The sequence below is a fragment of the Bradyrhizobium sp. ERR14 genome, assembly GCF_014198235.1.
GTDB lineage: Bacteria > Pseudomonadota > Alphaproteobacteria > Rhizobiales > Xanthobacteraceae > Bradyrhizobium.
In genome coordinates, this window is the sequence record NZ_JACIHD010000004.1 from 382,261 (window position 1) to 401,515 (window position 19,255).

At 64.7% G+C, this 19,255-nt stretch carries 17 protein-coding genes; 8 read left to right on the forward strand and 9 right to left on the reverse strand.

Annotated elements, in window-relative coordinates; translation table 11 throughout:
• Positions 1-201: 201 nt before the first annotated feature.
• On the forward strand, positions 202-459 hold the full coding sequence (locus GGD62_RS15060) for a hypothetical protein (RefSeq protein WP_246800104.1): 258 nt from the start codon (positions 202-204) through the stop codon (positions 457-459).
• A gap of 47 nt (positions 460-506) precedes the next feature.
• Here GGD62_RS15060 and GGD62_RS15065 read toward each other — a convergent pair whose 3' ends face one another.
• Positions 507-1,499, reverse strand: a complete 993-nt coding sequence (locus GGD62_RS15065) for a zinc-dependent alcohol dehydrogenase family protein (RefSeq protein WP_210317830.1) — start codon at positions 1,497-1,499, stop codon at positions 507-509.
• Between the two features lie 102 nt (positions 1,500-1,601).
• On the opposite strand from GGD62_RS15065, the gene GGD62_RS15070 reads away from it, so the two are divergent.
• Both GGD62_RS15070 and GGD62_RS15075 read left to right on the forward strand, forming a co-directional pair.
• Entirely contained in the window at positions 1,602-2,447 is an 846-nt protein-coding gene (locus GGD62_RS15070; RefSeq protein WP_179734338.1) for a LysR family transcriptional regulator, read from the forward strand.
• Between the two features lie 1,306 nt (positions 2,448-3,753).
• Positions 3,754-6,216: a bifunctional diguanylate cyclase/phosphodiesterase gene (locus tag GGD62_RS15075; protein ID WP_183708926.1), complete on the forward strand. Its 2,463-nt coding sequence runs from the start codon at positions 3,754-3,756 to the stop codon at positions 6,214-6,216.
• Here the strand turns inward: GGD62_RS15075 and GGD62_RS15080 are convergent.
• The 3 genes from GGD62_RS15080 to thrS all read right to left on the reverse strand — a co-directional run bounded on the left by GGD62_RS15080 (position 6,202) and on the right by thrS (position 10,245).
• A complete protein-coding gene (locus tag GGD62_RS15080; protein ID WP_183708927.1) occupies positions 6,202-7,470 on the reverse strand; it encodes a serine hydrolase in 1,269 nt (422 codons plus the stop codon). The genes GGD62_RS15075 and GGD62_RS15080 overlap by 15 nt on opposite strands.
• A gap of 63 nt (positions 7,471-7,533) precedes the next feature.
• Positions 7,534-8,097: a nitroreductase gene (locus GGD62_RS15085; protein ID WP_018322150.1), complete on the reverse strand. Its 564-nt coding sequence runs from the start codon at positions 8,095-8,097 to the stop codon at positions 7,534-7,536.
• Positions 8,098-8,190: 93 nt separating this feature from the next.
• Complete coding sequence (thrS, locus tag GGD62_RS15090) at positions 8,191-10,245, reverse strand: threonine--tRNA ligase (RefSeq protein ID WP_018322151.1); 2,055 nt, start codon at positions 10,243-10,245, stop codon at positions 8,191-8,193.
• Between the two features lie 184 nt (positions 10,246-10,429).
• Here thrS and GGD62_RS15095 point away from each other — a divergent pair, with 184 nt between their 5' ends.
• Both GGD62_RS15095 and GGD62_RS15100 read left to right on the forward strand, forming a co-directional pair.
• The gene (locus tag GGD62_RS15095) at positions 10,430-11,590 is read left to right on the forward strand and encodes an MFS transporter (RefSeq protein ID WP_183708928.1); all 1,161 of its coding nucleotides are present in this window, start codon (positions 10,430-10,432) and stop codon (positions 11,588-11,590) included.
• Between the two features lie 91 nt (positions 11,591-11,681).
• Positions 11,682-12,059 carry a hypothetical protein gene (locus tag GGD62_RS15100; protein WP_092260373.1) on the forward strand — a complete coding sequence of 126 codons (378 nt, stop codon included), beginning with the start codon at positions 11,682-11,684 and terminating at the stop codon, positions 12,057-12,059.
• A gap of 33 nt (positions 12,060-12,092) precedes the next feature.
• On the opposite strand, the gene GGD62_RS15105 is transcribed toward GGD62_RS15100, so the two are convergent.
• Together GGD62_RS15105 and GGD62_RS15110 are read right to left on the reverse strand one after the other, a co-directional pair.
• Positions 12,093-12,419 carry a GrlR family regulatory protein gene (locus GGD62_RS15105; protein WP_038950525.1) on the reverse strand — a complete coding sequence of 109 codons (327 nt, stop codon included), beginning with the start codon at positions 12,417-12,419 and terminating at the stop codon, positions 12,093-12,095.
• A gap of 171 nt (positions 12,420-12,590) precedes the next feature.
• Positions 12,591-13,877, reverse strand: coding sequence for an alpha/beta hydrolase (locus GGD62_RS15110; RefSeq protein WP_246800106.1), 1,287 nt, complete (start codon positions 13,875-13,877; stop codon positions 12,591-12,593).
• A 352-nt stretch (positions 13,878-14,229) separates the two neighbouring features.
• On the opposite strand from GGD62_RS15110, the gene GGD62_RS15115 reads away from it, so the two are divergent.
• A complete protein-coding gene (locus GGD62_RS15115) occupies positions 14,230-15,597 on the forward strand; it encodes an APC family permease (RefSeq protein WP_018322155.1) in 1,368 nt (455 codons plus the stop codon).
• Positions 15,598-15,599: 2 nt separating this feature from the next.
• Positions 15,600-16,814, forward strand: a complete 1,215-nt coding sequence (locus GGD62_RS15120; RefSeq protein WP_183708930.1) for a hypothetical protein — start codon at positions 15,600-15,602, stop codon at positions 16,812-16,814.
• Here GGD62_RS15120 and GGD62_RS41660 read toward each other — a convergent pair whose 3' ends face one another.
• Together GGD62_RS41660 and yidD are read right to left on the reverse strand one after the other, a co-directional pair.
• Entirely contained in the window at positions 16,815-17,054 is a 240-nt protein-coding gene (locus GGD62_RS41660; RefSeq protein ID WP_183708931.1) for a hypothetical protein, read from the reverse strand.
• Positions 17,055-17,146: 92 nt separating this feature from the next.
• Positions 17,147-17,485 carry a membrane protein insertion efficiency factor YidD gene (gene yidD, locus GGD62_RS15130; RefSeq protein WP_183708932.1) on the reverse strand — a complete coding sequence of 113 codons (339 nt, stop codon included), beginning with the start codon at positions 17,483-17,485 and terminating at the stop codon, positions 17,147-17,149.
• Between the two features lie 247 nt (positions 17,486-17,732).
• Here yidD and GGD62_RS15135 point away from each other — a divergent pair, with 247 nt between their 5' ends.
• Positions 17,733-18,632 (forward strand): hypothetical protein, encoded by a 900-nt coding sequence (locus GGD62_RS15135; RefSeq protein ID WP_179734357.1) that lies wholly within the window; start codon positions 17,733-17,735, stop codon positions 18,630-18,632.
• 67 nt (positions 18,633-18,699) lie between these two features.
• Here the strand turns inward: GGD62_RS15135 and GGD62_RS15140 are convergent, their stop codons facing one another.
• Positions 18,700-19,155, reverse strand: a complete 456-nt coding sequence (locus tag GGD62_RS15140; RefSeq protein ID WP_183708933.1) for an iron-sulfur cluster assembly scaffold protein — start codon at positions 19,153-19,155, stop codon at positions 18,700-18,702.
• Between the last annotated feature and the right edge of the window lie 100 nt (positions 19,156-19,255).

Below are 19,255 nucleotides of genomic sequence, written 5' to 3' on the forward strand. Positions count from 1 at the left end.
GAACACCGCTGGCGAAAGCTTATTCCCGCACCCCCGCCATCTTCATCCCAGCGGTGCAAGAGACGATTTCCGATCATCAATTTTATTCTCTTTCCACTCGGCTGGGTTATATGTCGGGCATCCGTTTAATGGGGGAGGCCGGAGCAGGGGCTTGGATGCCTTTGCGAGACCGGCAAGGAGCAGGGGACCAAGCTCGTCGGCATGTTCGAAGTGATCCTCACCAGGCGCAAGCGGTTTGGCTGGCGATGGCAGGTGTGCGACCAGTCCGGCAAGATCTTTGCCGATGGTTTCGAGCGCACCCGGCCGTCCGCCAAATATCATGGCGAGCGCGCGTTGTTCTTCCTGTTGTCGCAGGCCTACTTGCGCAACCGCTCCGCCGCGTCCAGCGAGGACTTGCGGCGCGCACAGCTCCGTAGCCCGGATGGAGCGCAGCGTAATCCGGGGCCTTCGTGCTCTTAGCGAGAATCCCGGATTGCGCTGCCCTCATCCGGGCCACAAGCTCCACCTCAGACATCGACGACCAACTTGCCCTTGGCGGCGTGATCCCTGATCAGCGCATAGGCCTCGTCGACGCTCTCCAGCGTAAAACGCCTGGCGTCGAGCAGCGGCACGAGCTTGCCGGTCTCGGCGAGGCGCGTGGCTTGCGCCATGATCTCTCCATGACGCGCGCGGCCTTCGCCCGACAGCAGCGGCAGCAGCGTGAACACGCCTGAATAGGTGGCCGCCCGGAATGACAGCGGCGCAAGCGCATGCGTGCCCCAGCCGAGCGCGCTCACCACATGGCCGAAGCGGCGCACTGCTTCGAAGGAAGCGTCGAGCACCTTGCCGCCTACGGTGTCGTAGACGATGTCGAAGCCGCGGCCGCCGGTATGCTGCGGCACGTAGGTTTCGACCGAGCTGCCGCGGTCGATGAAGACGGCGCCGAAACCTTCGATGGTGGCGCGCTGCGACGGCGAGCCGGTTGCGAACACATCCGCTCCGACGGCGCGCGCGATCTGGATCGCGACATGACCGACGCCGCCCGCACCGCCATGAATCAATACCTTCTGGCCCGCCTTCAACGCCGCCCGGTCGATCAGGCCTTCCCAGGCCGTGATGACGATCAGCGGCAGGGCGGCAGCTTCCCGCATGCTGAGATTGACAGGCTTCGGCGCGAGGAGATCGGCATCGACCGCGGCGAATTCGGCCAGCGATCCCTGTACGCCGCCGACACCACCGGTCATGCCGTAGACCTCGTCGCCCGGCTTGAACCGCGTCACCTCGCGCCCGGCCAGTTCGACCACGCCGGCGAGATCGATCCCTGGAATCGCCGGCAGCGGATGGCGCGCATGCGCCGCGGCGCCCGCCTGGATCTTGGTGTCGAGCGGATTGACCCCGCTCGCCCGCACCCGCACCAGCACGTCGTGCGGGCCGATCTCGGGCGTGGAGATGGTTGAGACGCGCAAGGGAGCGTTGTGGGTCTCCAGGACGCCGGCGCGCATCGTCGATTGTCTCGTCATGATCGTCTTGCTCCGTGATCGGCTCAATATGCCCATGAAATTTTGCATGAGAAGGAACAAGGCTGTACGCTCGTCATACATTTTTGTATGGCGGGAATCCTGATGGACTGGAGCGATCTGCGCATCTTCCTGGCAATTGCGCGCGAAGGCACGCTCGGCGCTGCCGCACGAAAAATCGGCCAGACCCAGCCGACGATGGGCCGGCGGCTTCGCGCGCTCGAGACATCGTTGGGCCAGACCCTGTTCCAGCGCACGGCGGATGGCCTGGTGCTGACCGACGAGGGCGCCGCCGTGCTCCGCCATGCCGAGCGGATCGAGGACGAGGCGCTCGCACTGGAGCGTCATGTATCCGGCGCGGAGACGCAGCTCGACGGCCTGTTGCGCCTGTCGTCGTCGGACTGGTTCGGGACGGTGATGCTGTCGCCGGTGATCGCCGCGTTCGGCAAGCGTCACCCCAAGGTGACGGTGGAGCTCCTGACCGATGCGCGGCTCTACAGCCTGCCGCGGCGTGAAGCCGATCTCGTCTTCCGCATCAAGCCGTTCAGCGAGCCCGAGGTGATCTCCAGAAAGCTGCTGCACATTCCCTACGCGCTCTACGGCAAGAAGGGCAGCAAGCCGCCGCGCGCCGGCGGCGCTGTCCGCGTCGTGACGATGAATGCCGAGTTCGCCGACATGCCGGACGCCGTTTGGTTGAAGCGCGCACTGCCGAATGCAGCAATCGCTTCGCGCAGCAACAACAGGCAGGTGCAGGCCGAGCTTTGCGCCAGCGGTGACGGCTTTGCCGTGCTGCCGCGTCCGCTCGGCGACCGCGACCGCCGTCTGGTCGCGCTCGACGTCGGAACGGCGCCGCCCGGCCGCGACACCTATGTCGGTTATCACCGCGATCTCAGGCGCCTCGCCCGTCTGCGCGCGCTGCTCGATATCGTGATCGAGAGGCTGGCGGGGTGAGGCTTCGTAGCCCGGATGGAGCGAGAGCGTAATCCGGGGCGCTCGTGCCTCGTAGCAAGACTCCCCGGATTACGCTGCGCTCCATCCGGGCTACAAGATCTTGCGCTGCCCGGCGGGCAAAACACGCGAGCCCTGGGTCAACGCGCGGCGACAAAAATATTCCACTTTACCGAAATTCGGAAATATCGTATGTGTCGCCTCAACCCGGCCCAAGGAAGAGGGGCGTATCGCGATCGTCACGAACGCGGGCCGGGCGGCGGTGGACGCAGGTGACATCGGCGCGAACAGCTTCGCAGGGCGGGCAACCGTGAGCGATGACCTCGCGCACACGACCGGTGTGATCGGCGTACGGCAAAATCGTGTGGTCCTGACGCCCGGGGTCTGTGCGTCAAGTGTTGCGGTGATGGGTGTCGTCCAACCGGACGCATCCGTCAGCCAGCCGCAAGGCGACGGGGGCAATAGTGCAACGCTCCCCGGGGAGAGCACGACATAAGCCGTAAAACCACTGCGCAGGGAAGGCCGGGATGTCCTGGCTACACCTGTATGCCGCTGTGCAGCTTCTTGTTACGCAGATTTCGCACAGTGGACCGCGGGTGCCAGCCGGCGCCCGGTCTTCCCTGCGCCCTCTTTCAATTGAGGGCGAAGCGATCAAGCAAAGCTCGGGCGAGATGAGCCGCGAGGATGTGAAGGTGTGTCTCCACGTCGAGAGCGAATACGGAATGCTGCCGCGAGCTCTATCCGTCACCGTCACCCTGAGGTGCGCGCGCTGCGGCGCGACAGCGACGCAGAGCAAGCCTCGAAGGGCGACGGCCCGGCTGCATCAGCTCGGCCGTTCATCCTTCGAGGCTCGGCATGCGATGCGTTCGCATCGCACGCCTCGCACCTCAGGATGACGGATTAAATATGGCCACTGCGGAAGGATTCTGGATTGCTTCGGCCTTCGCCAAGGCTTCGGCGGGCAAGTCGCTGCGCTCGCAGTGACGATGTTGACGCAGTGGTGCGCCAAGCTCCGCTCTCGTGCCCCGGCTCTGCAGCGCCTCTTCGGCGGTGCGCTGCAGAGCCGGGGCCCATGTATCAGCACGTGCTGCGGCTTCCTGGGTCCCGGCTCTGCGCAGCAGCGTAAGAACGCTGCAGCGCGCCGGGGACGCGAGAGCTTCGCATCACCGTCATAGTCTCTAACGCCCACTAACCAACACCTGACTTAAAACTGTCATAATCGCCGAATGGAACCCGCGCCTGCGGCCTTTTTACATGTCGTTAAGCGCAGCTGCATTGGATGCGCCGGGAAAGTGCGTTGGGGACTGCCATGAATGCCGCGAAGAAAGTGTCGGGAAAACCGGCCGCCGAAATGTTCGACGACATCCCGGTGCTTCAGCGCAAGTGGAGTGCCGCACTGAAGCCGGGCGATCGGCTGCCGCGCTATGAGGACGTGATGCTCGGCAGTCTCGGACGGCTCGCCGATCACATCGCGCTATTGAGGAACGACGGCACGCTCGAACTGTCGCGCAGCGGACGCTACGTGCAGAAATGGCTCGGCGAGGAGCGTTGGGATATCCCCGTCGCCGAATTGTCGCCGGATTGCGCCACCGCGCTGTCGGAAGCGGCGACGAGCGCGCTTGCCAACGGACGACCCTATCAAGCCAGCGCGCATTGCGTGCGCGACGGCATGGTCCGGACCTACGATGTGCTGGCGCTGCCGACGGCCTCGCGCTGGGGCGCTACGCTGGTCGGCGCCTATATCAACGAGCGCGGCACCCAGTACAATCTGCTGGACGCGATCTTCGCCTCGACCGACGACGCGGTGATCTCGCTGGCGACGCTGCGCGATGCCGGCGGCAAGCCGTCCGATCTCCAGGTCGTGCACCACAACAACAGCGCAAGCGCGCTGCTGAATGTCGCGACCGGAAACCTGTTGTGGCGGCGGATCGGCGAGGGCAACACGCTGCTGGCCTCGCCCGAGATCATGGACTTTCTGCTCAAGGCCGTCGCGGGCGGCCGCGGCGAACAGCTCGAGATCGAGAGCGAGGGCCGGCATCTGCGCCTCAGCGCCACGGCCTTCGCCGACGTGGTCTCGTTGACGATCTCCGATGTCACCGCGTTGAAGCGGCGCGACGCCTCGTTCCGCCTGCTGTTCGACAGCAACCCGATGCCGATGTGGGTGTTCGACGCGCAGACCAAGGAATTCCTTGGCGTCAACGACGCCGCGGTCCAGCATTACGGCTACAGCCGCGCCACCTTCCTGCGCATGAAGCTGCACGAGATCTGGCCGGAGGACGAGTGGGACAGCCACGCCGAGGCGCTGGAGCGCGTCGGCGAGGCCTACCACTCCTCGCGCAATTGGCGGCATTTGCGCGCCGACGGCAGCGAGATCGAGGTGCTCACCTTCGGCCGCCGCGTCGCCTTCGACGATCGCGACGGCTATCTGGTCGCGGTGGTCGACATCACCGAACGGCGCAAGGCCGAGGCGCGCATCGCGCACATGGCCCACCATGACGGGCTCACCGACCTGCCGAACCGCGAATATTTCCAGGAGCGGCTGAAGCAGGCGCTGGAGCAGGCGGCGGGAAAACGGGTCGGCGTGCTCTACATCGATCTCGACCTGTTCAAGAACATCAACGATTCCTTCGGTCATCCCGTCGGCGACCGCCTGCTCAAGGACGTCGCCGAGCGCCTGACCCTTGCCGTCCGCGGCGGCAATCTGGCGGCGCGGCTCGGCGGCGACGAATTCGCGGTGATCCTTGCCGCCGACGTCTCGCCGAACGAGGCCAGCGCCTGCGCTGGCCTGCTGATCGACATGCTGAAGGCGCCCTACGATCTCGACGGCCAGGAGATGGTGATCGGTGCCAGCATCGGCATCGCGCTGTCGCCCGGCGACGGCGCGACGCCGGAAGAGTTGATGCGCAATGCCGACATGGCGCTGTACCGGGCGAAGTCCGACGGCGGCGGCGTGCACCATTTCTTCGAGCGCGAGATGGACCTGCAGGCGCAGAAGCGCCGCGACATGGAGCTCGATCTGCGGCGTGCGTTCGCCAATGGCGAGTTCGAGCTGCACTATCAGCCGCTGGTGTCGATCGCCTCCGATCGCATCTCCGGCTTCGAGTCGCTGCTGCGCTGGTGTCATCCGGACAAGGGCATGATCTCGCCGGCGGAGTTCATCCCGGTCGCCGAGGACATCGGCCTCATCACCCAGTTAGGGGAGTGGGTGCTGCGCGAAGCCTGCGCCGAGGCCGTCAAATGGCCTGCCGACGTCAAGGTCGCGGTCAATCTGTCGCCGGCGCAATTCCGCAGCCGCAACCTGGTGCAAATCGTGATCTCGGCGCTGGCGCAGTCCGGCCTGTCGCCGCGGCGGCTCGAGCTCGAAATCACCGAGTCGATCTTCCTGGCCGAGACCGACGCCAATCTCGCCATCCTGCACCAGCTCCGCGAGCTCGGCGTCAGCATCTCCATGGATGATTTCGGCACTGGCTATTCCAGCCTGAGCTACTTGCGCAGCTTCCCGTTCGACAAGATCAAGATCGACCGCTCGTTCGTCAAGGATCTGGCGCAGCGGCCCGATTGCAGCGCGATCGTGCGCGCGATCTCCGGGCTCGGCCGCAGCCTCAACATCACCACGACCGCCGAGGGCGTCGAGACCGAGGATCAGCTCGACTGGCTGCGCGCCGAGGGCTGCAACGAGGTGCAGGGCTTTCTGTTCAGTGCGGCGCGGCCTGCGGCCGAGATCGCAAAGCTGCTCGCCGATTTCGGTCAGCGCGCCTCACGGGCGGCGTAGTCCCTCGGGGTAGCAGTCGTAGACCAGCGCCTTGAAGGCGGGCGTGATGCGGCTGCGCTCGTTCTGGGTCTGCTGCATCATGAGGTAGACCATGTCGAGCTTGGGATCGACGCCGAAATAGGTGCCGCTCCCTGAGTCCCATTTCAATTCGCCGAGCGAGCCCGGCGGCGGCGGTTTGGCGTTGCCGGGATCGGTCCGCACCGCAAGGCCGTAGCCATAGCCGAAGCCGTCACCCGGGAAATAGAAATAATCGCGTCCGACGCCGGAGCCGGGTCCGATGTGATCGGTCGTCATGGCCTTGAACGCGGCAGGGCTGAGATAGCGCTTGCCCTCGAATTCGCCGCCGTTGAGCAGCATCTGCGAGAAGCGCTGATAGTCGGTGATGGTCGAGAGCAGGCCGCCGCCGCCGGATTGCCATTCGGGATGATCGAGGCGGTCGCGCTCGGCGGCGAGCAGGATGAAATCGTTGGGCAGCGGCCGCGCCATCCGCGCGAGCTCGTCCTCGGTCGCCAGCGTGAATTTGGTGCTGCTCATGCCGAGCGGGTCGAAGATGCGCTGTTTCAGGAACTGATACAGCGTCTGGCCCGAGATGATCTCGATGACGCTGCCGAGCACGTCGGTGGAATGGCCGTAGCGCCACAGCGTTCCCGGCTGCCGCGCCAGCGGCAGCTTGGCGATGCGGTCGGCGAATTCCCTGTTGTTGAATTGGCCTTCTAAGATGTTGGCGGCCTTGTAGGCCTGCTCGACCCATTTGCCGCCGATATAATCGTAGCTGATGCCCGAAGTGTGCCGCAGCAAGTCCTCGATGTTGACGGGGCGGACCGGCGGCACGAGATCGAGCTCCAGCTTGCCGTCGGGCAGGGTGACCTCGAGACCGACCTTGGTGTCGGCAAACAGGGGAACGTATTTCGACACGGGGTCGGTGAGCGCCAGCTTGCCTTCGTCGATCAGCATCATCGCGCCAAGGCAGGTGATCGGCTTGGTCATCGAGTGGATCGCGAAGATCGTATCCGGCGTCATCGCAAGACTGGTCCTGACGTCGCGCAGGCCAAACGTCTTCAGATAGACCGGCTTGCCGTGCTGCTGCACCAGGATCACGGCCCCCGGCAGCCGGCCGCTTCCCACCTCGTCGTTGAAATACGCCGTGATGCGGTCGAGCCCGTCGGGCGACGGGGCGGGGATGTCGGCGGCCCGGCTTCGCGCCATCGTGCCGGCCAGCAGCGCGGCCCCGACCAGAAAATCACGACGCTTCATCCCGGCTTCCTCCCTGGCCGGGATCAAAGCCGCAAGACGCCAGAGGCGTCAACAAGCCTTCGATTAAAAACGCGTCACGATTTCCGAAAGGAACGGCCGCGGACGGTCTTCGCTCGGCTTGGTCGGCGTGCCCACGTGGATGAAGCCGGCGAGCTTTTCGTCCGGCTTGAGGCCGAGGCCATCGAGCACCTCGCGATCGAACGAGAACCAGCCGGTCAGCCAGCAGGCGCCGTAGCCGAGCGCGGTCGCGGCCGTGACGATGTTCATGGCGCTGGCGCCGGCCGACAATTCCTGCTCGAACGCCGGCACCTTCGGGTGCGGCCTGGTGAAGCTGACGATGCCGATCACCAGCGGCGCGTCGGTGAGGCGTTTGCGCTCAATCTCGACGTCGGCGGCGGGCGCGCCGGGATTTTTCCGGGCAAACACCTTCGCGATCACCTCGCCGGCGCGCTGGCGGGCGTCGCCCTCGAAGATGATGAAGCGCCAGGGCGCCAGCTTGCCATGGTCGGGCACACGGGCGCCGATGGTGAGGATGGTCTCGAGCTCGGCCGCGGAGGGGCCAGGCCCGGTCATCTCGCGCGGCTTGACCGAGCGGCGGGTCTTCAGGAGTTCGATGGCGTCGGGCACTGGGAGATCCTCTTCAACTGGTCGTCGGGCGTGCCATGCGGAGATAAGCATGCACGCCCGCAACCGGAAGCGAGTTTAGATCGATTTCAGGGATTAGACCGCGCCCCGCACCCGCTTGACGTCGGGCGGGGTTGCCTCGTCGACCAGGGCGGCGATCGCCTCCTCGGTCGTCATCACCTTCTGGCCGTCGCTGCCGAGGCGGCGGACCGAGACCGAATGCGTCTCGGCCTCCTTCTTGCCGACCACGAGCAGGGCGGGGATCTTGGCCAGCGAGTGCTCGCGGACCTTGTAGTTGATCTTTTCGTTGCGCAGGTCGATCTCGACCCGAAGCCCGGCGCGGCGTGCCTGCTCCATCACCACCTTGGCGTACTCGTCGCCTTCCGAGGTGATGGTGGTGACCACCGCCTGCACCGGCGACAGCCAGAGCGGGAAGTTGCCGGCATAGTGCTCGATCAGGATGCCGATATAGCGCTCCATCGAGCCGCAGATCGCCCGGTGCACCATGACAGGCGGCTTCTTGCCGCCGTCATGGTCGATGTAGAAAGCGCCGAACCGCTCCGGCAGGTTGAAGTCGACCTGCGTGGTGCCGCACTGCCAGTCGCGGCCGATGGCATCGCGCAGGACATATTCGAACTTCGGCCCGTAGAAGGCGCCTTCGCCCGGGTTGATCTCGGTCTTGATGTGATTGTTCTGCGACTGGATCTCGCGCAGCACGGTGGCCATCACGCGTTCGGCGTGATCCCACATCTCGTCGGTGCCGACGCGCTTGTCCGGCCGCGTCGACAGCTTCACCGTGAGATCGCCGGTGAAGCCGAAATCGGCATAGGTGGACAGGATGAGCTCGTTGATCTTCAGGCACTCTTCGGCGAGCTGGTCCTCGGTGCAGAAGATGTGCGCGTCGTCCTGGGTGAAACCGCGCACGCGCATCAGGCCGTGCATGGCGCCGGAGGGCTCATAGCGATGCACCACGCCGAACTCGGCGAGGCGCAAGGGCAGGTCGCGGTAGCTCTTCAGGCCGTGCTTGAAGATCTGCACGTGACCCGGGCAGTTCATCGGCTTGAGCGCAAACCAGCGCTTGTCCTCTGCCTCGTCGCCGGCCGACTGCGCCGCGAACATGTTCTCGCGGTACCAGCCCCAATGGCCCGAGGTCTCCCACAGCACCTTGTCGAGGATCTGAGGCGCGTTGACCTCGCTGTAGTCGCCGGTCAGGCGCCGGCGCATATAGGCGATCAGCTGCTGGAAGATGGTCCAGCCCTTGGGGTGCCAGAACACGACGCCCGGACCTTCCTCCTGGAAATGGAAGAGGTCGAGCTCGCGCCCGAGCTTGCGATGGTCGCGCTTCTCGGCTTCCTCGATCTGCTTGAGATAAGCGTCGAGATCCTCCTGCTTGGCGAAGGCGGTGCCGTAGATGCGGGTCAGCATCGGGTTGTTGCTGTCGCCGCGCCAGTAGGCGCCGGCCACCTTCATCAGCTTGAAGGCGTTGCCGACCTTGCCGGTCGAGGTCATGTGCGGGCCGCGGCACAGATCGAACCAGTCGCCCTGATAGTAGATCTTGATCGGCTCGGTGCCGGGAATGGCGTCGACCAGCTCGACCTTGAACGCCTCGCCCTTGTCGCGGAACACCTGCTTGGTCTTCTCGCGGTCCCAGACTTCCTTGGTGAAGGGTTTGTCGCGCGCGATGATCTCGCGCATCTTCTTCTCGATCGCGGCAAAGTCTTCCGGCGTGAACGGCTCGTTGCGGAAGAAGTCGTAATAGAAGCCGTTCTCGATCACGGGACCGATGGTGACCTGCGTACCCGGCCACAGCGTCTGCACGGCCTCAGCCAGCACGTGGGCGCAATCGTGGCGGATCAATTCGAGCGCGCGCGGATCGTCGCGGCTGATCAGCTCGAGCTTGGCGTCGGCCTCGATGGGATCGTTGAGGTCGGCGACGACGCCGTCGAGCGCCATCGCGACCGTGCGCTTGGCCAGCGACGGCGAGATGCCCTTGGCGATATCGAGGCCGGTGATGCTTTGGTCGTATTGACGCTGGGCGCCGTCCGGAAAGGTGAGGGTAACTTTGGCGGCGGGGGTCACGGGCTTCAGATTGCTGAGGGAATATTGGAAGCCGGATTCGGACTTCGGCTGGTCCTTGGACTGGTCAGTCATTGCTTTTCTCCTGAGGCTCACTCCTGCGAACGAGCGCAGGTAAGCGGGAACGAGCGATATATCAGGCGATTCGGCCTGCGCAATCCGGCAATTCCAAGAAAATCGGCGCATAAAACGGACGTGCGCACGAACTATTTCGCACCGGCCCTTTAACTGGCCCGGCGGCTGCTCTACATGCACTTGCATGGAAAATGCACGCGCCCCGCGTTTCGCGCCAACCGCCTTGATGCTCGGCAATCTCGTCACCGGCTGCTCGGTCCTGGCCCCGGCGGGCATGCTGCCGGAGTTGGCGACGGGGCTCGACGTCAGCATTCACGCGGCCGGGCTCCTCATCACCTTCGGCGCGATCACGCTGTGCATCGGCTCGCCGCTGACGGCCTGGCTGACAAGCCGCATCGAACGGCGGACGCTGCTCACGACGACGCTGGCGGTGCTCGCCTTCGGCAATCTCGGCTCGGCCTTTGCACCCGATTACACTAGCCTCCTCGCCATCCGTCTCGTGATGCTCGCGGTCGGTGCGCTCTACACGCCGCAGGCCGCCGGCACGGCGGCGTTGATCGTGCCGGTGGAGCGGCGGGGCAGCACCATCGCCTATATCTTCCTCGGCTGGTCGCTGGCTGCCGCCGTTGGCCTTCCGCTGATCACCTTCATCGCCAGCCGCTATGGCTGGCGCGCAGCCTATGGCGAGATCGGCGTGCTCGGCTGCATCAGTTTCCTCTTGTTGCTGCTGCGTCTGCCGGGAGGCCTGAAAGGCGCGCCGGTGGACCTGAAGACCTGGCGCGACGTCGGCCGCAACAGCACAATTCTGCTGCTGCTGGCGATCACCATGCTGCAAATGTCGGGGCAGTTCGTGGTGTTCACCTTCATGGGCCCGTTGCTCAAGAAGCTCACCGGTGCCGGTCCCGATGCGGTCGGCATGGTGTTCGCGCTTTACGGCGTCTGCGGCTTCCTCGGCGTCGTCATCGCCACCCGCATCGTCGACACCTCAGGCCCCTATCGGACCTCGCTGCTGTTCACCTGCCTGCTGCTTGCGGGCATCACGGGCTGGGCGCTCGGCGCCGGCACGCTAGCCTTCATGACGGTCGGAGTCGCGATCTGGGGCCTCGGCTTTGCCTCGACCAATTCGATGCAGCAGGTGCGGCTGGTCGCGGCCGCGCCGCGGCTGGCATCGGCGACCGTCGCGCTCAATACGTCCGTCCTCTATATCGGCCAGGCGGTCGGCTCCGCCGTCGGCGGGCTGCTGTTCGCCCGCGAACTCCTGCATGCGCTCGGCTTCGTCGCGGTCGGTTTCGTCGTGCTGGCGCTGATCCTGGTGGTCCTGACCCGGCCCCGGCCAACGGCCTGAATCCCGCGGCTTCGTGTACGCAATGTGCTTGGCAAACCGCGCGCGGGAGCGCTAGAACGCCGGTCATGGGGACCAAAGAGAGTTGACTGAAATGAGGATGATTCTGGCGGTTGCCGCGGTGCTCTATTCAGCCTCCGCGTTTGCGCAAGCCGACAAGCCACCGATGGTGGGGGACAAGCCCTTGGTGCAGGTCAAGCCCAAGGGGACGAAAGAGGCAGCGGCCAAGCCGGCCGCAGCGGCGAAGGGCAAGCCGCAATCGATCGCGGCCCGGCTCCAGGCCTGCCTCGAGCTCGACGACGGCACCAAGGACCGCCTCAACTGCTACGACGCGGTGATCGCGCCGGCGCCGAAGCCGAAGCCGGCGAAGGCCAAGGGCTACGCCGATTGCCGCTTTTTGAAGGAAGAGGACGAGCGGCTGGCTTGCTTCAACGGCTTTGCCGAGAGCATTCCGAAGCTGCCCAAGAGCTAATACTTACAAGAGCAATACCGGATGAGCTGATGCTCAGTCGCTGATCCGGCTCAGCACGGCCCGGAAGGCAACGCCCGGCGCCTGCAAGGCGTTGCCTTCGAATTCGGCGTTGTCGCCGTCCTCCCGGCCGGCGAGCGCCAGCGTGATCCGGTCGGTGCCGAACAGAGCCTTGAAGGAGGGGTCGTCGTTGTAGCGCTGGGTCGAGATCTTGACCTTGATGCTGTCGCCTTCGCCCGTATAGGTGCCGATGAAGGCGAAAGCGGAATTGCCCCCTCGCATCTTGCCATCCATCACATAGACGACGCCGCAGCCCGTTCCATGAACGGTATGGAAGTCGACCTTGTACAATCCCTGACGCACTGCCTGTCCCCACCGAATTCCAATCACAAACTGGCCGGCAAAGTATGAGCCTTGCGGTCGGAAGCAATCCGGTGGCACCCGGGGATGTCGGCCATCAACATTACATTTTGATCAGAGCCTGAGGGAATTGCAGGCAATGCAGCTGGACACCGGCTGGACCAACATCCAAAGCTATCGGCTCGATGCGCCGGAACTGGTGGCGACGCGGGTCAGCGCCAGCGCCGGCGTCGCCGACATCTTCACCAGCACATCCTTGAGTGGATCCCGCGTCCAGGCGCGGGTGACGTAGTCGCGATGGGTGATGCCCTCGCCGGTCTCGACGAACACCACGCTGCCGGGACGCAAGGGACCGTCCATGTCCTCTGCGACACTGATGCCCTTCTGGCGGAGCATGCTCATCAGCTCGCGATCGCGCCGCGCGGTGTGGCGGGTATAGGCGCTGACGAAGAAGCCGGAACGGTGGTTCTCGATCCAGGACGCGAACTTGTCCATCTCGCCATAGACGGCGTCGAGCAGCACGACGCCGCGGACGCGGTCGCTGATGCCGCCGACCTCGAGGCTCCAGGCCGTCGGCAGGAAGCCGCCGCTGTAGCCGACGATCACGATCGGCATGTTGGCGAAGGCGCGGGCGCTGTTGGGATCGCCGGTGACGCGGGCGAGGTGGTCGGCCGATTCCGCCATGAAGCGCTTGAAGCCGCCAGGTTGCCAGAACTTGCCGGCGCTGGAATCGGCGGCATCGACGGCCATCTGCGGGGCGAGCAGCACGGCATTGGCGCCGGAATCGGTGATCTGCTTCGGCACCAGCTGGCGATCACGCACGTCGCGTTCGAGCGTTGCGCCATTGCCGTGGAAGAACACCACGATCACGCCGGGCTTGCGGACGTCGAAATGCTCGGGCACGTGCATCAGCACGCGGCTGTCATTGTAGGTCTCGTCCAGCCAGAACACGCGACCGGAATAGCTGCGATGGCCGCGGCGGTCGCCCTTGGCGACGTTGAGGAACGGCGCGTCGGAGGCGGGGTTGTTGCCGAAATAGGGGAAGGCCGACGACTTCATGCTGACGAGCGTCGTCAGGTCGTCGCGGGGCGAACGCTTGTAGGGGACCTGCGGCTCGAGCGAAGCGACCTTGTAGGGGGCCTGCTCCGGGGGCGGTTGCTGCACGGCCCGCTTCGGCGAGAAGTCCGACATCTGCCGCTGCAGAAAACTCTCGCTCGCCGAGGGGAAGCGCTCCCCGAATTGCGGGGCGGGGAAGCGATCCTCGAACGTGTCGCCGCTCGCGACTTGCTGATTTGTCTTCGCGACGACCTGAACATTGGCCTGCGAATTCGCCGCGAGGGCCGCCGGATTGGGCGCCTTGCCGCATTGAACCAGTGTCAGCGACAGCGGCACCAAGGCTGAGATCAGGCCGACCCGGAGCGCATGCCCGCGCGCACCGGACGACGTCCGGTCGGCACGCATGTCAGCTCTCAATTTCGGAACGGCCCCGACCATCCACCCATGACCCCAAAGTCACGTCCATCGGCGTATTAAGAGACAATTGAGCCGACCGGCGTTTAGGTGACGTTAAGCGTCCGGAGAACTTCCCCACATCCGGAACGCTCAAAAGGACCATGCAATCGTGTCCTGATTGTGGGGGAGGGGGACGGGCTTTCCCGGGGCTGGCGCAGCTTTAGCGCTTGGGAGCAGAATAAGCGGTGCTCAAATACCCACTTCCGTCGCCTCATTTAGCCCTTGTTAACCCTGCTTGAATTGACTGGGCCAACCTGCACGATGCGCCCATGAGGCACGACGCCTGAGGTTAAGGACCCCGATGACGGCATCAAATGCGGGAACCGCGCCCTGGACTGGCCGGCTGACCGGAAGCGGGACCGGGGTCTCAGTTCTGGTCGCAACCGCCATCGTCGTGGCCGACATGATCGGGGTCGGCGTCTTCACCAGCCTCGGCTTCCAGGTCAAGGACATCCCGTCCGGCTTCTCGATCCTGCTGCTGTGGACCGTCGGCGGCATCGTCGCGCTGTGCGGGGTGTTCGCCTATAGCGAGCTCGGGGCGATGTTTCCGCGCTCGAGCGGCGAGTACAATTTCCTCGGTCGCGCCTATCATCCCGCCTTCGGCTTTCTCGCCGGCTGGGTGTCGGCGACGGTCGGCTTCGCAGCGCCGGTCGCGCTCGCCGCGATGGCGTTCGGCGAATACGCCAAATCGGTCGTGCCCGATCTGCCGCCGATCCCGCTCGCCATCGCCGTGGTGTGGCTGGTTTCGCTCGTGCAACTGACCGGCGTCAGGCATTCCTCGACCTTTCAGCTGATCGCGACCATCATCAAGGTCGCGCTGATCGTCGCCTTCCTGGTCGCCGGCTTCGTCATCGCTGCCCCGCAACCGATCACGTTCGCGCCGCAGCCGGGCGATCTCGCCCACATCGTCAGCGCGCCGTTTGCGATCGGGCTGGTCTTCGTGATGTATTCGTTCTCGGGCTGGAACGCCGCGACCTACATCATCGGCGAGATGAACATGCCGCAGCGGAATCTGCCGCGCGCGCTGCTGGCGGGCACGCTGATCGTGCTCGTGCTGTACGTCGCGCTGAATGCAGTGTTTCTCCATTCGACGCCGGTCGGTGCGCTTGCCGGTCAGCTCGATGTCGCCAGCGTCGCCGGTAGCGCCATCTTCGGCAGCCTCGGCGGTCGGATCGTCGGCGCGATGATCTGCGTTGGCCTGATCTCCTCGATCAGCGCGATGATGTGGATCGGCCCGCGCGTGATGATGACGATGGGGGAGGACATTCCCGCCTTACGCGTGTTCTCGAAGCGATCGGCGAGCGGCGCGCCGGCCTATGCGATCCTGTTTCAGCTCGCCGTCGCCAATCTGCTGCTGTTCACGCGCAGCTTCGAGGCGGTGCTCGACTTCATCCAGTTCGCACTGTTGTTCTGCTCGTTCTTCACGGTCGCCGGCGTCATCAAGCTGCGCATCACCGATCCCGATTTGCCGAGGCCCTATCGCGCCTGGGGATACCCGTTCACGCCCCTGGTTTTCCTGCTCGTGACTGCGTTCATGATGTACTACCTGTTGACCGAGCGGCCGCTGCAGTCGCTCGCGGGGATGCTCGTCATGCTCTCGGGCCTAGTGATTTATGCTGTTTTCCGCAGGCGGCCGGTCGCCGCTGGCAATTCACACGATCGCGCATAGACATGTTTCGTCCCCTCAGAATTGCGGCCACAGCTCTTGCCCTGCTGGCCGCTGCCGTCTCGTCCGCCCGCGCCGCCGACGCCACCTTCGATGACACCGCGCGCTTCCTCGCGGGCATGCAGCCTTCGGCGGACTCGCCACTGGTGGCGCTCACGAAGGACCCAGGCTGGCAGCGCCACGCAAAATTCTTCGACGGCGCCTTCGCCCAGCTCGAACAGCGCCAGCTCTCAAAGATCCGCGATTGGGCCGACGTCAATCTCGCCGCGCCCCGGCCGACCATGTTCTACATGTTCAGCGGTCCCGATTTTCTCTACGCCAACGCCTTCTATTCCAAGGCCAGCACCTACGTGCTTGGCGCGCTGGAGCCGGTTGGCGCCGTGCCCGATTTGACGCGGCTGCCGCGCGGCGCGGTCGGCGCGGCGCTCTACAATGTCGAGCGCTCGCTCGGCTCGATCCTGAGCTTTTCCTTCTTCATCACCAAGCAGATGAAGGTCGACCTGCATACCAACCAGGTCAACGGCACCTTGCCGATCCTTTATGTTTTCCTGGCGCGCTCCGGCAAGACCATCCGCAACGTCGAGATGATCGCGCTCGACGACAAGGGGGGCTTGCGTGTCGGCGACGACAATCCGGGCCGTAACGCGACGCGCGGCGTTCGCATCACCTTCGCCGGCAGCGACGGGGAAACGCGCACGCTGTATTATTTCTCGACCGATCTTTCCAATTCCGGCGCGCGCAACACCGGATTCTTGAAATTCTGCGAGACGCTCGGGCCCGGCAACAGCCTGCTCAAGAGCGCGTCCTATCTCATGCACTCCGGAAACTTCACCGTCGTTCGCGACTGGTTGCTTGCCAACAGCGCCACCATCATCCAGGACGATTCCGGGATTCCGCTTGCGAACTACGGCGCGCGGCAATGGCGGTTCTTCCCGTTCGGCCGCTATCTCGGGCCGATCGACGAATTCCCCGGCCGCTACCAGGAGCGCTACGCCGAGTTGTTCACCCGGGCCCAGCCGATCGATTTCGGCGTCGGCTACCGCTGGCGGATGCACGAGTCCAATTTGCTGCTGGCGGTGAGGGTGCCGGGCACCGAAACAGCGCCGGGCGGGGAGGCCACCTCGTCGGCCGATCCGACGCCGAAGCCGCCGCGTCCGAAACGGCTGCGGCCGCCCGAGCCGATCCCGCCGTCGCCCGGGCGCTTTTACTGGTTCCGCTAATCACCAGTGCACGCTCTGGCTCGGCACGATGAACGCAGTCGTGCTCGGCGCGGTGGCTAAAATCGTCGCCAGATACCAGCCGGAGCCAAGCACGAGCGCCAGCAAGGCGACGATCGCGAGCAGATCCAAGGTTCTGGGGTCGTGGTGCCGCCTGGAGCCGGGGGTGGGCCTAGGCCTGAAGTGAGAAAGCCCGAAGTGAAAAGGCCTAAAGTGAAGATGAGGGCTGATTTTCCAGCGCATTGTTGTTTCCTCCCGGGGGAGCATCAAAACAACGCGGGAAGAACCCTTACGGTTCCCCTCAGGCCACCGATGCGCAAAGCATCGCGGCACTCTCAGGATGCATTGACGCCGCGCCAACGGCCGTAACGCCATGGCAGATACCAGTGTGCGTCTGGCGGTGCGGTGAGCGGTACATTGTCGATGCCCGACGTGCCGAACGGATTGCAGCGGAGCAGGCGCGCGAGCGTCATCCAGCCGCCGGCCCAGAGACCGAAGCGTTCGATCGCCTCGTCGCCATAGACGGAGCAGGTCGGCAGATGCCGGCAATTGTAACCAACCAGGGGCGACAGCGTGTGCCGGTAGAGCCAGATCAGCGCACGGCCGAATCTGCGCGGGAGCCGGAGCACACCTTCGACCGGATTGGAACAATGCTCGCAGGCTGAATGCTTCATGGGCGCTTTGCTGCGATGTTGATCGAGGTGTTGCACAGTTCCGGCGCAGGGAACTGTAAGCTGTTGTTTGCGCGCCATATTTTGCGTGCTTTTTGGGAGCAGTGCAGCAAGTACCTGTGGACGATCTGTATTCCCACGGATACCATTTTTGTGACGTCCATGTGTAGAAACATACGCCTGTATGATGGACTCAGAGGGCGCTACCAAGGATTGTTGGGGACCTTAGGGGCTTGGGGAAGGAACCAGATTGAGACTTCTGAACTCCCTTAATCTTCGCGGCTGGTTGCTGGTGGGAACCGCCGTCTGTGGAGTCGTGCTGGCTGGCGCCGTCGCGACACTCGGGTCATCGGCTCGCGCGGGTGTTGCTCTCGAAGAGCGCAAGCTGCCGATGAAGTTCAACTGGATTGCCTGCGAGCCGAACTGCCGCGGCTGGGTCAGCGCGGTCGGCATCATCACCGCTGACACACCGAAGGATTTCGAGGAGTTTTCCCGCGGACGCCAGCTCGGCGGCGCCACCGTGGTGCTCGATTCCAGCGGCGGTTCCGTCAACGACGCGATCACCCTCGGCCGACGTTTCCGCAATCTCGGACTCCTGACCACGGTCGGCGTAAGTCTCCGCGGCGGGCAGTCTGGCCGCCCGGCGGTTGCGCCAGAGGCCTATTGCGAATCCATGTGCGTGTTCCTGCTGCTGGCCGGCAAGAAGCGCTACGTGCCGGAAGCTGCCCATGTCCGCGTCCATCAGATCTGGATGGGCGACCGCGCCGACGATGCGAAGGCGGCGAGCTACAGCGCGCAGGACCTGATGATCGTCGAACGCGACATCGGCCGGCTCGCCAAATACACCTTCGACATGGGCGGAGCCGGCGATCTGCTGTCGCTCGCGCTCAGCGTGCCGCCCTGGGAAGACCTGCATGAGCTGGACGCCGGCGAGCTCAAGCTCACCAATCTCGTGACCACCGATCTCGTCGCCGACGTGCTGCCGCATGTGGACATCTCCGCCCCGGCAATGGCCGAGCTTGCGCCGAAGACGCAGGCGAGGTTCGGCGCGGAACCGGAGCAGTCGCAAGCTGCCAAGTCGACCAAGACAGCGGAAGCCCTGGTGCCGACCGGCGGCGTGGCCGCGCCGGCTCCGGCGACGCAGAAGTAAGCTCTGAAATCTTGATCATGATTCCGGGTTCGTCGCTTGGCGACGCCCCGGAATGACCTGGGGAAGTTCAGCCCTGCGCCGCAGCCGGCTGCTTGGCCTTGGCTTCGATCTGGCCAATGGCGTCGACCACCGCATCGAAGGTCAGGAGCGTCGAGGCGTGCCGCGCCTTGTAGTCGCGGACCGGCTCGAGGAACTTGATCTCCTCCCATTTGCCTTCAGGAGGCGTACCGTTCTCCTTCAGCATCTTGCGAACAGTTTCGCGTAACTCACGGAGTTCGCTCGCAGTCGAGCCGACGATGCGACTTGCCATGATGGATGAGGAGGCTTGTCCGAGCGCGCAGGCCTTCACGTCATGGGCGAAGTCGGTGACCCTGTCGCCCTCCATCTTGAGATCGACCTTCACGGTCGAGCCGCACAGCTTGGAGTGGGCGGTGGCGGAGGCATCGGGGTCGGGCAGCCGTCCGAGGCGCGGAATATTCCCGGCCAATTCGATGATCCGCTTGTTGTAGATGTCGTTCAGCATGTGATGGGGTCCAGCACTTCCGCATCGGATCGGCCTTGGCGGGCGCCGTCCACGGTCCTATATAGGGTCGGAACTGGCGGAAAAACAGTCCAGCGGCGGT

Bases quoted from the DNA above. Each gene is read 5' to 3' on its own strand.
- GGD62_RS15060 (WP_246800104.1), top strand. From the start codon at position 202: ATGTTCGAAGTGATCCTCACCAGGCGCAAGCGGTTTGGCTGGCGATGG.
- GGD62_RS15065 (WP_210317830.1), bottom strand. From the start codon at position 1,499: ATGACGAGACAATCGACGATGCGCGCCGGCGTCCTGGAGACCCACAAC.
- GGD62_RS15070 (WP_179734338.1), top strand. From the start codon at position 1,602: ATGGACTGGAGCGATCTGCGCATCTTCCTGGCAATTGCGCGCGAAGGC.
- GGD62_RS15075 (WP_183708926.1), top strand. From the start codon at position 3,754: ATGAATGCCGCGAAGAAAGTGTCGGGAAAACCGGCCGCCGAAATGTTC.
- GGD62_RS15080 (WP_183708927.1), bottom strand. From the start codon at position 7,470: ATGAAGCGTCGTGATTTTCTGGTCGGGGCCGCGCTGCTGGCCGGCACG.
- thrS (WP_018322151.1), bottom strand. From the start codon at position 10,245: ATGACTGACCAGTCCAAGGACCAGCCGAAGTCCGAATCCGGCTTCCAA.
- GGD62_RS15095 (WP_183708928.1), top strand. From the start codon at position 10,430: ATGGAAAATGCACGCGCCCCGCGTTTCGCGCCAACCGCCTTGATGCTC.
- GGD62_RS15100 (WP_092260373.1), top strand. From the start codon at position 11,682: ATGAGGATGATTCTGGCGGTTGCCGCGGTGCTCTATTCAGCCTCCGCG.
- GGD62_RS15110 (WP_246800106.1), bottom strand. From the start codon at position 13,877: ATGCGTGCCGACCGGACGTCGTCCGGTGCGCGCGGGCATGCGCTCCGG.
- GGD62_RS15115 (WP_018322155.1), top strand. From the start codon at position 14,230: ATGACGGCATCAAATGCGGGAACCGCGCCCTGGACTGGCCGGCTGACC.
- GGD62_RS15120 (WP_183708930.1), top strand. From the start codon at position 15,600: ATGTTTCGTCCCCTCAGAATTGCGGCCACAGCTCTTGCCCTGCTGGCC.
- GGD62_RS41660 (WP_183708931.1), bottom strand. From the start codon at position 17,054: ATGCGCTGGAAAATCAGCCCTCATCTTCACTTTAGGCCTTTTCACTTC.
- yidD (WP_183708932.1), bottom strand. From the start codon at position 17,485: ATGAAGCATTCAGCCTGCGAGCATTGTTCCAATCCGGTCGAAGGTGTG.
- GGD62_RS15140 (WP_183708933.1), bottom strand. From the start codon at position 19,155: ATGCTGAACGACATCTACAACAAGCGGATCATCGAATTGGCCGGGAAT.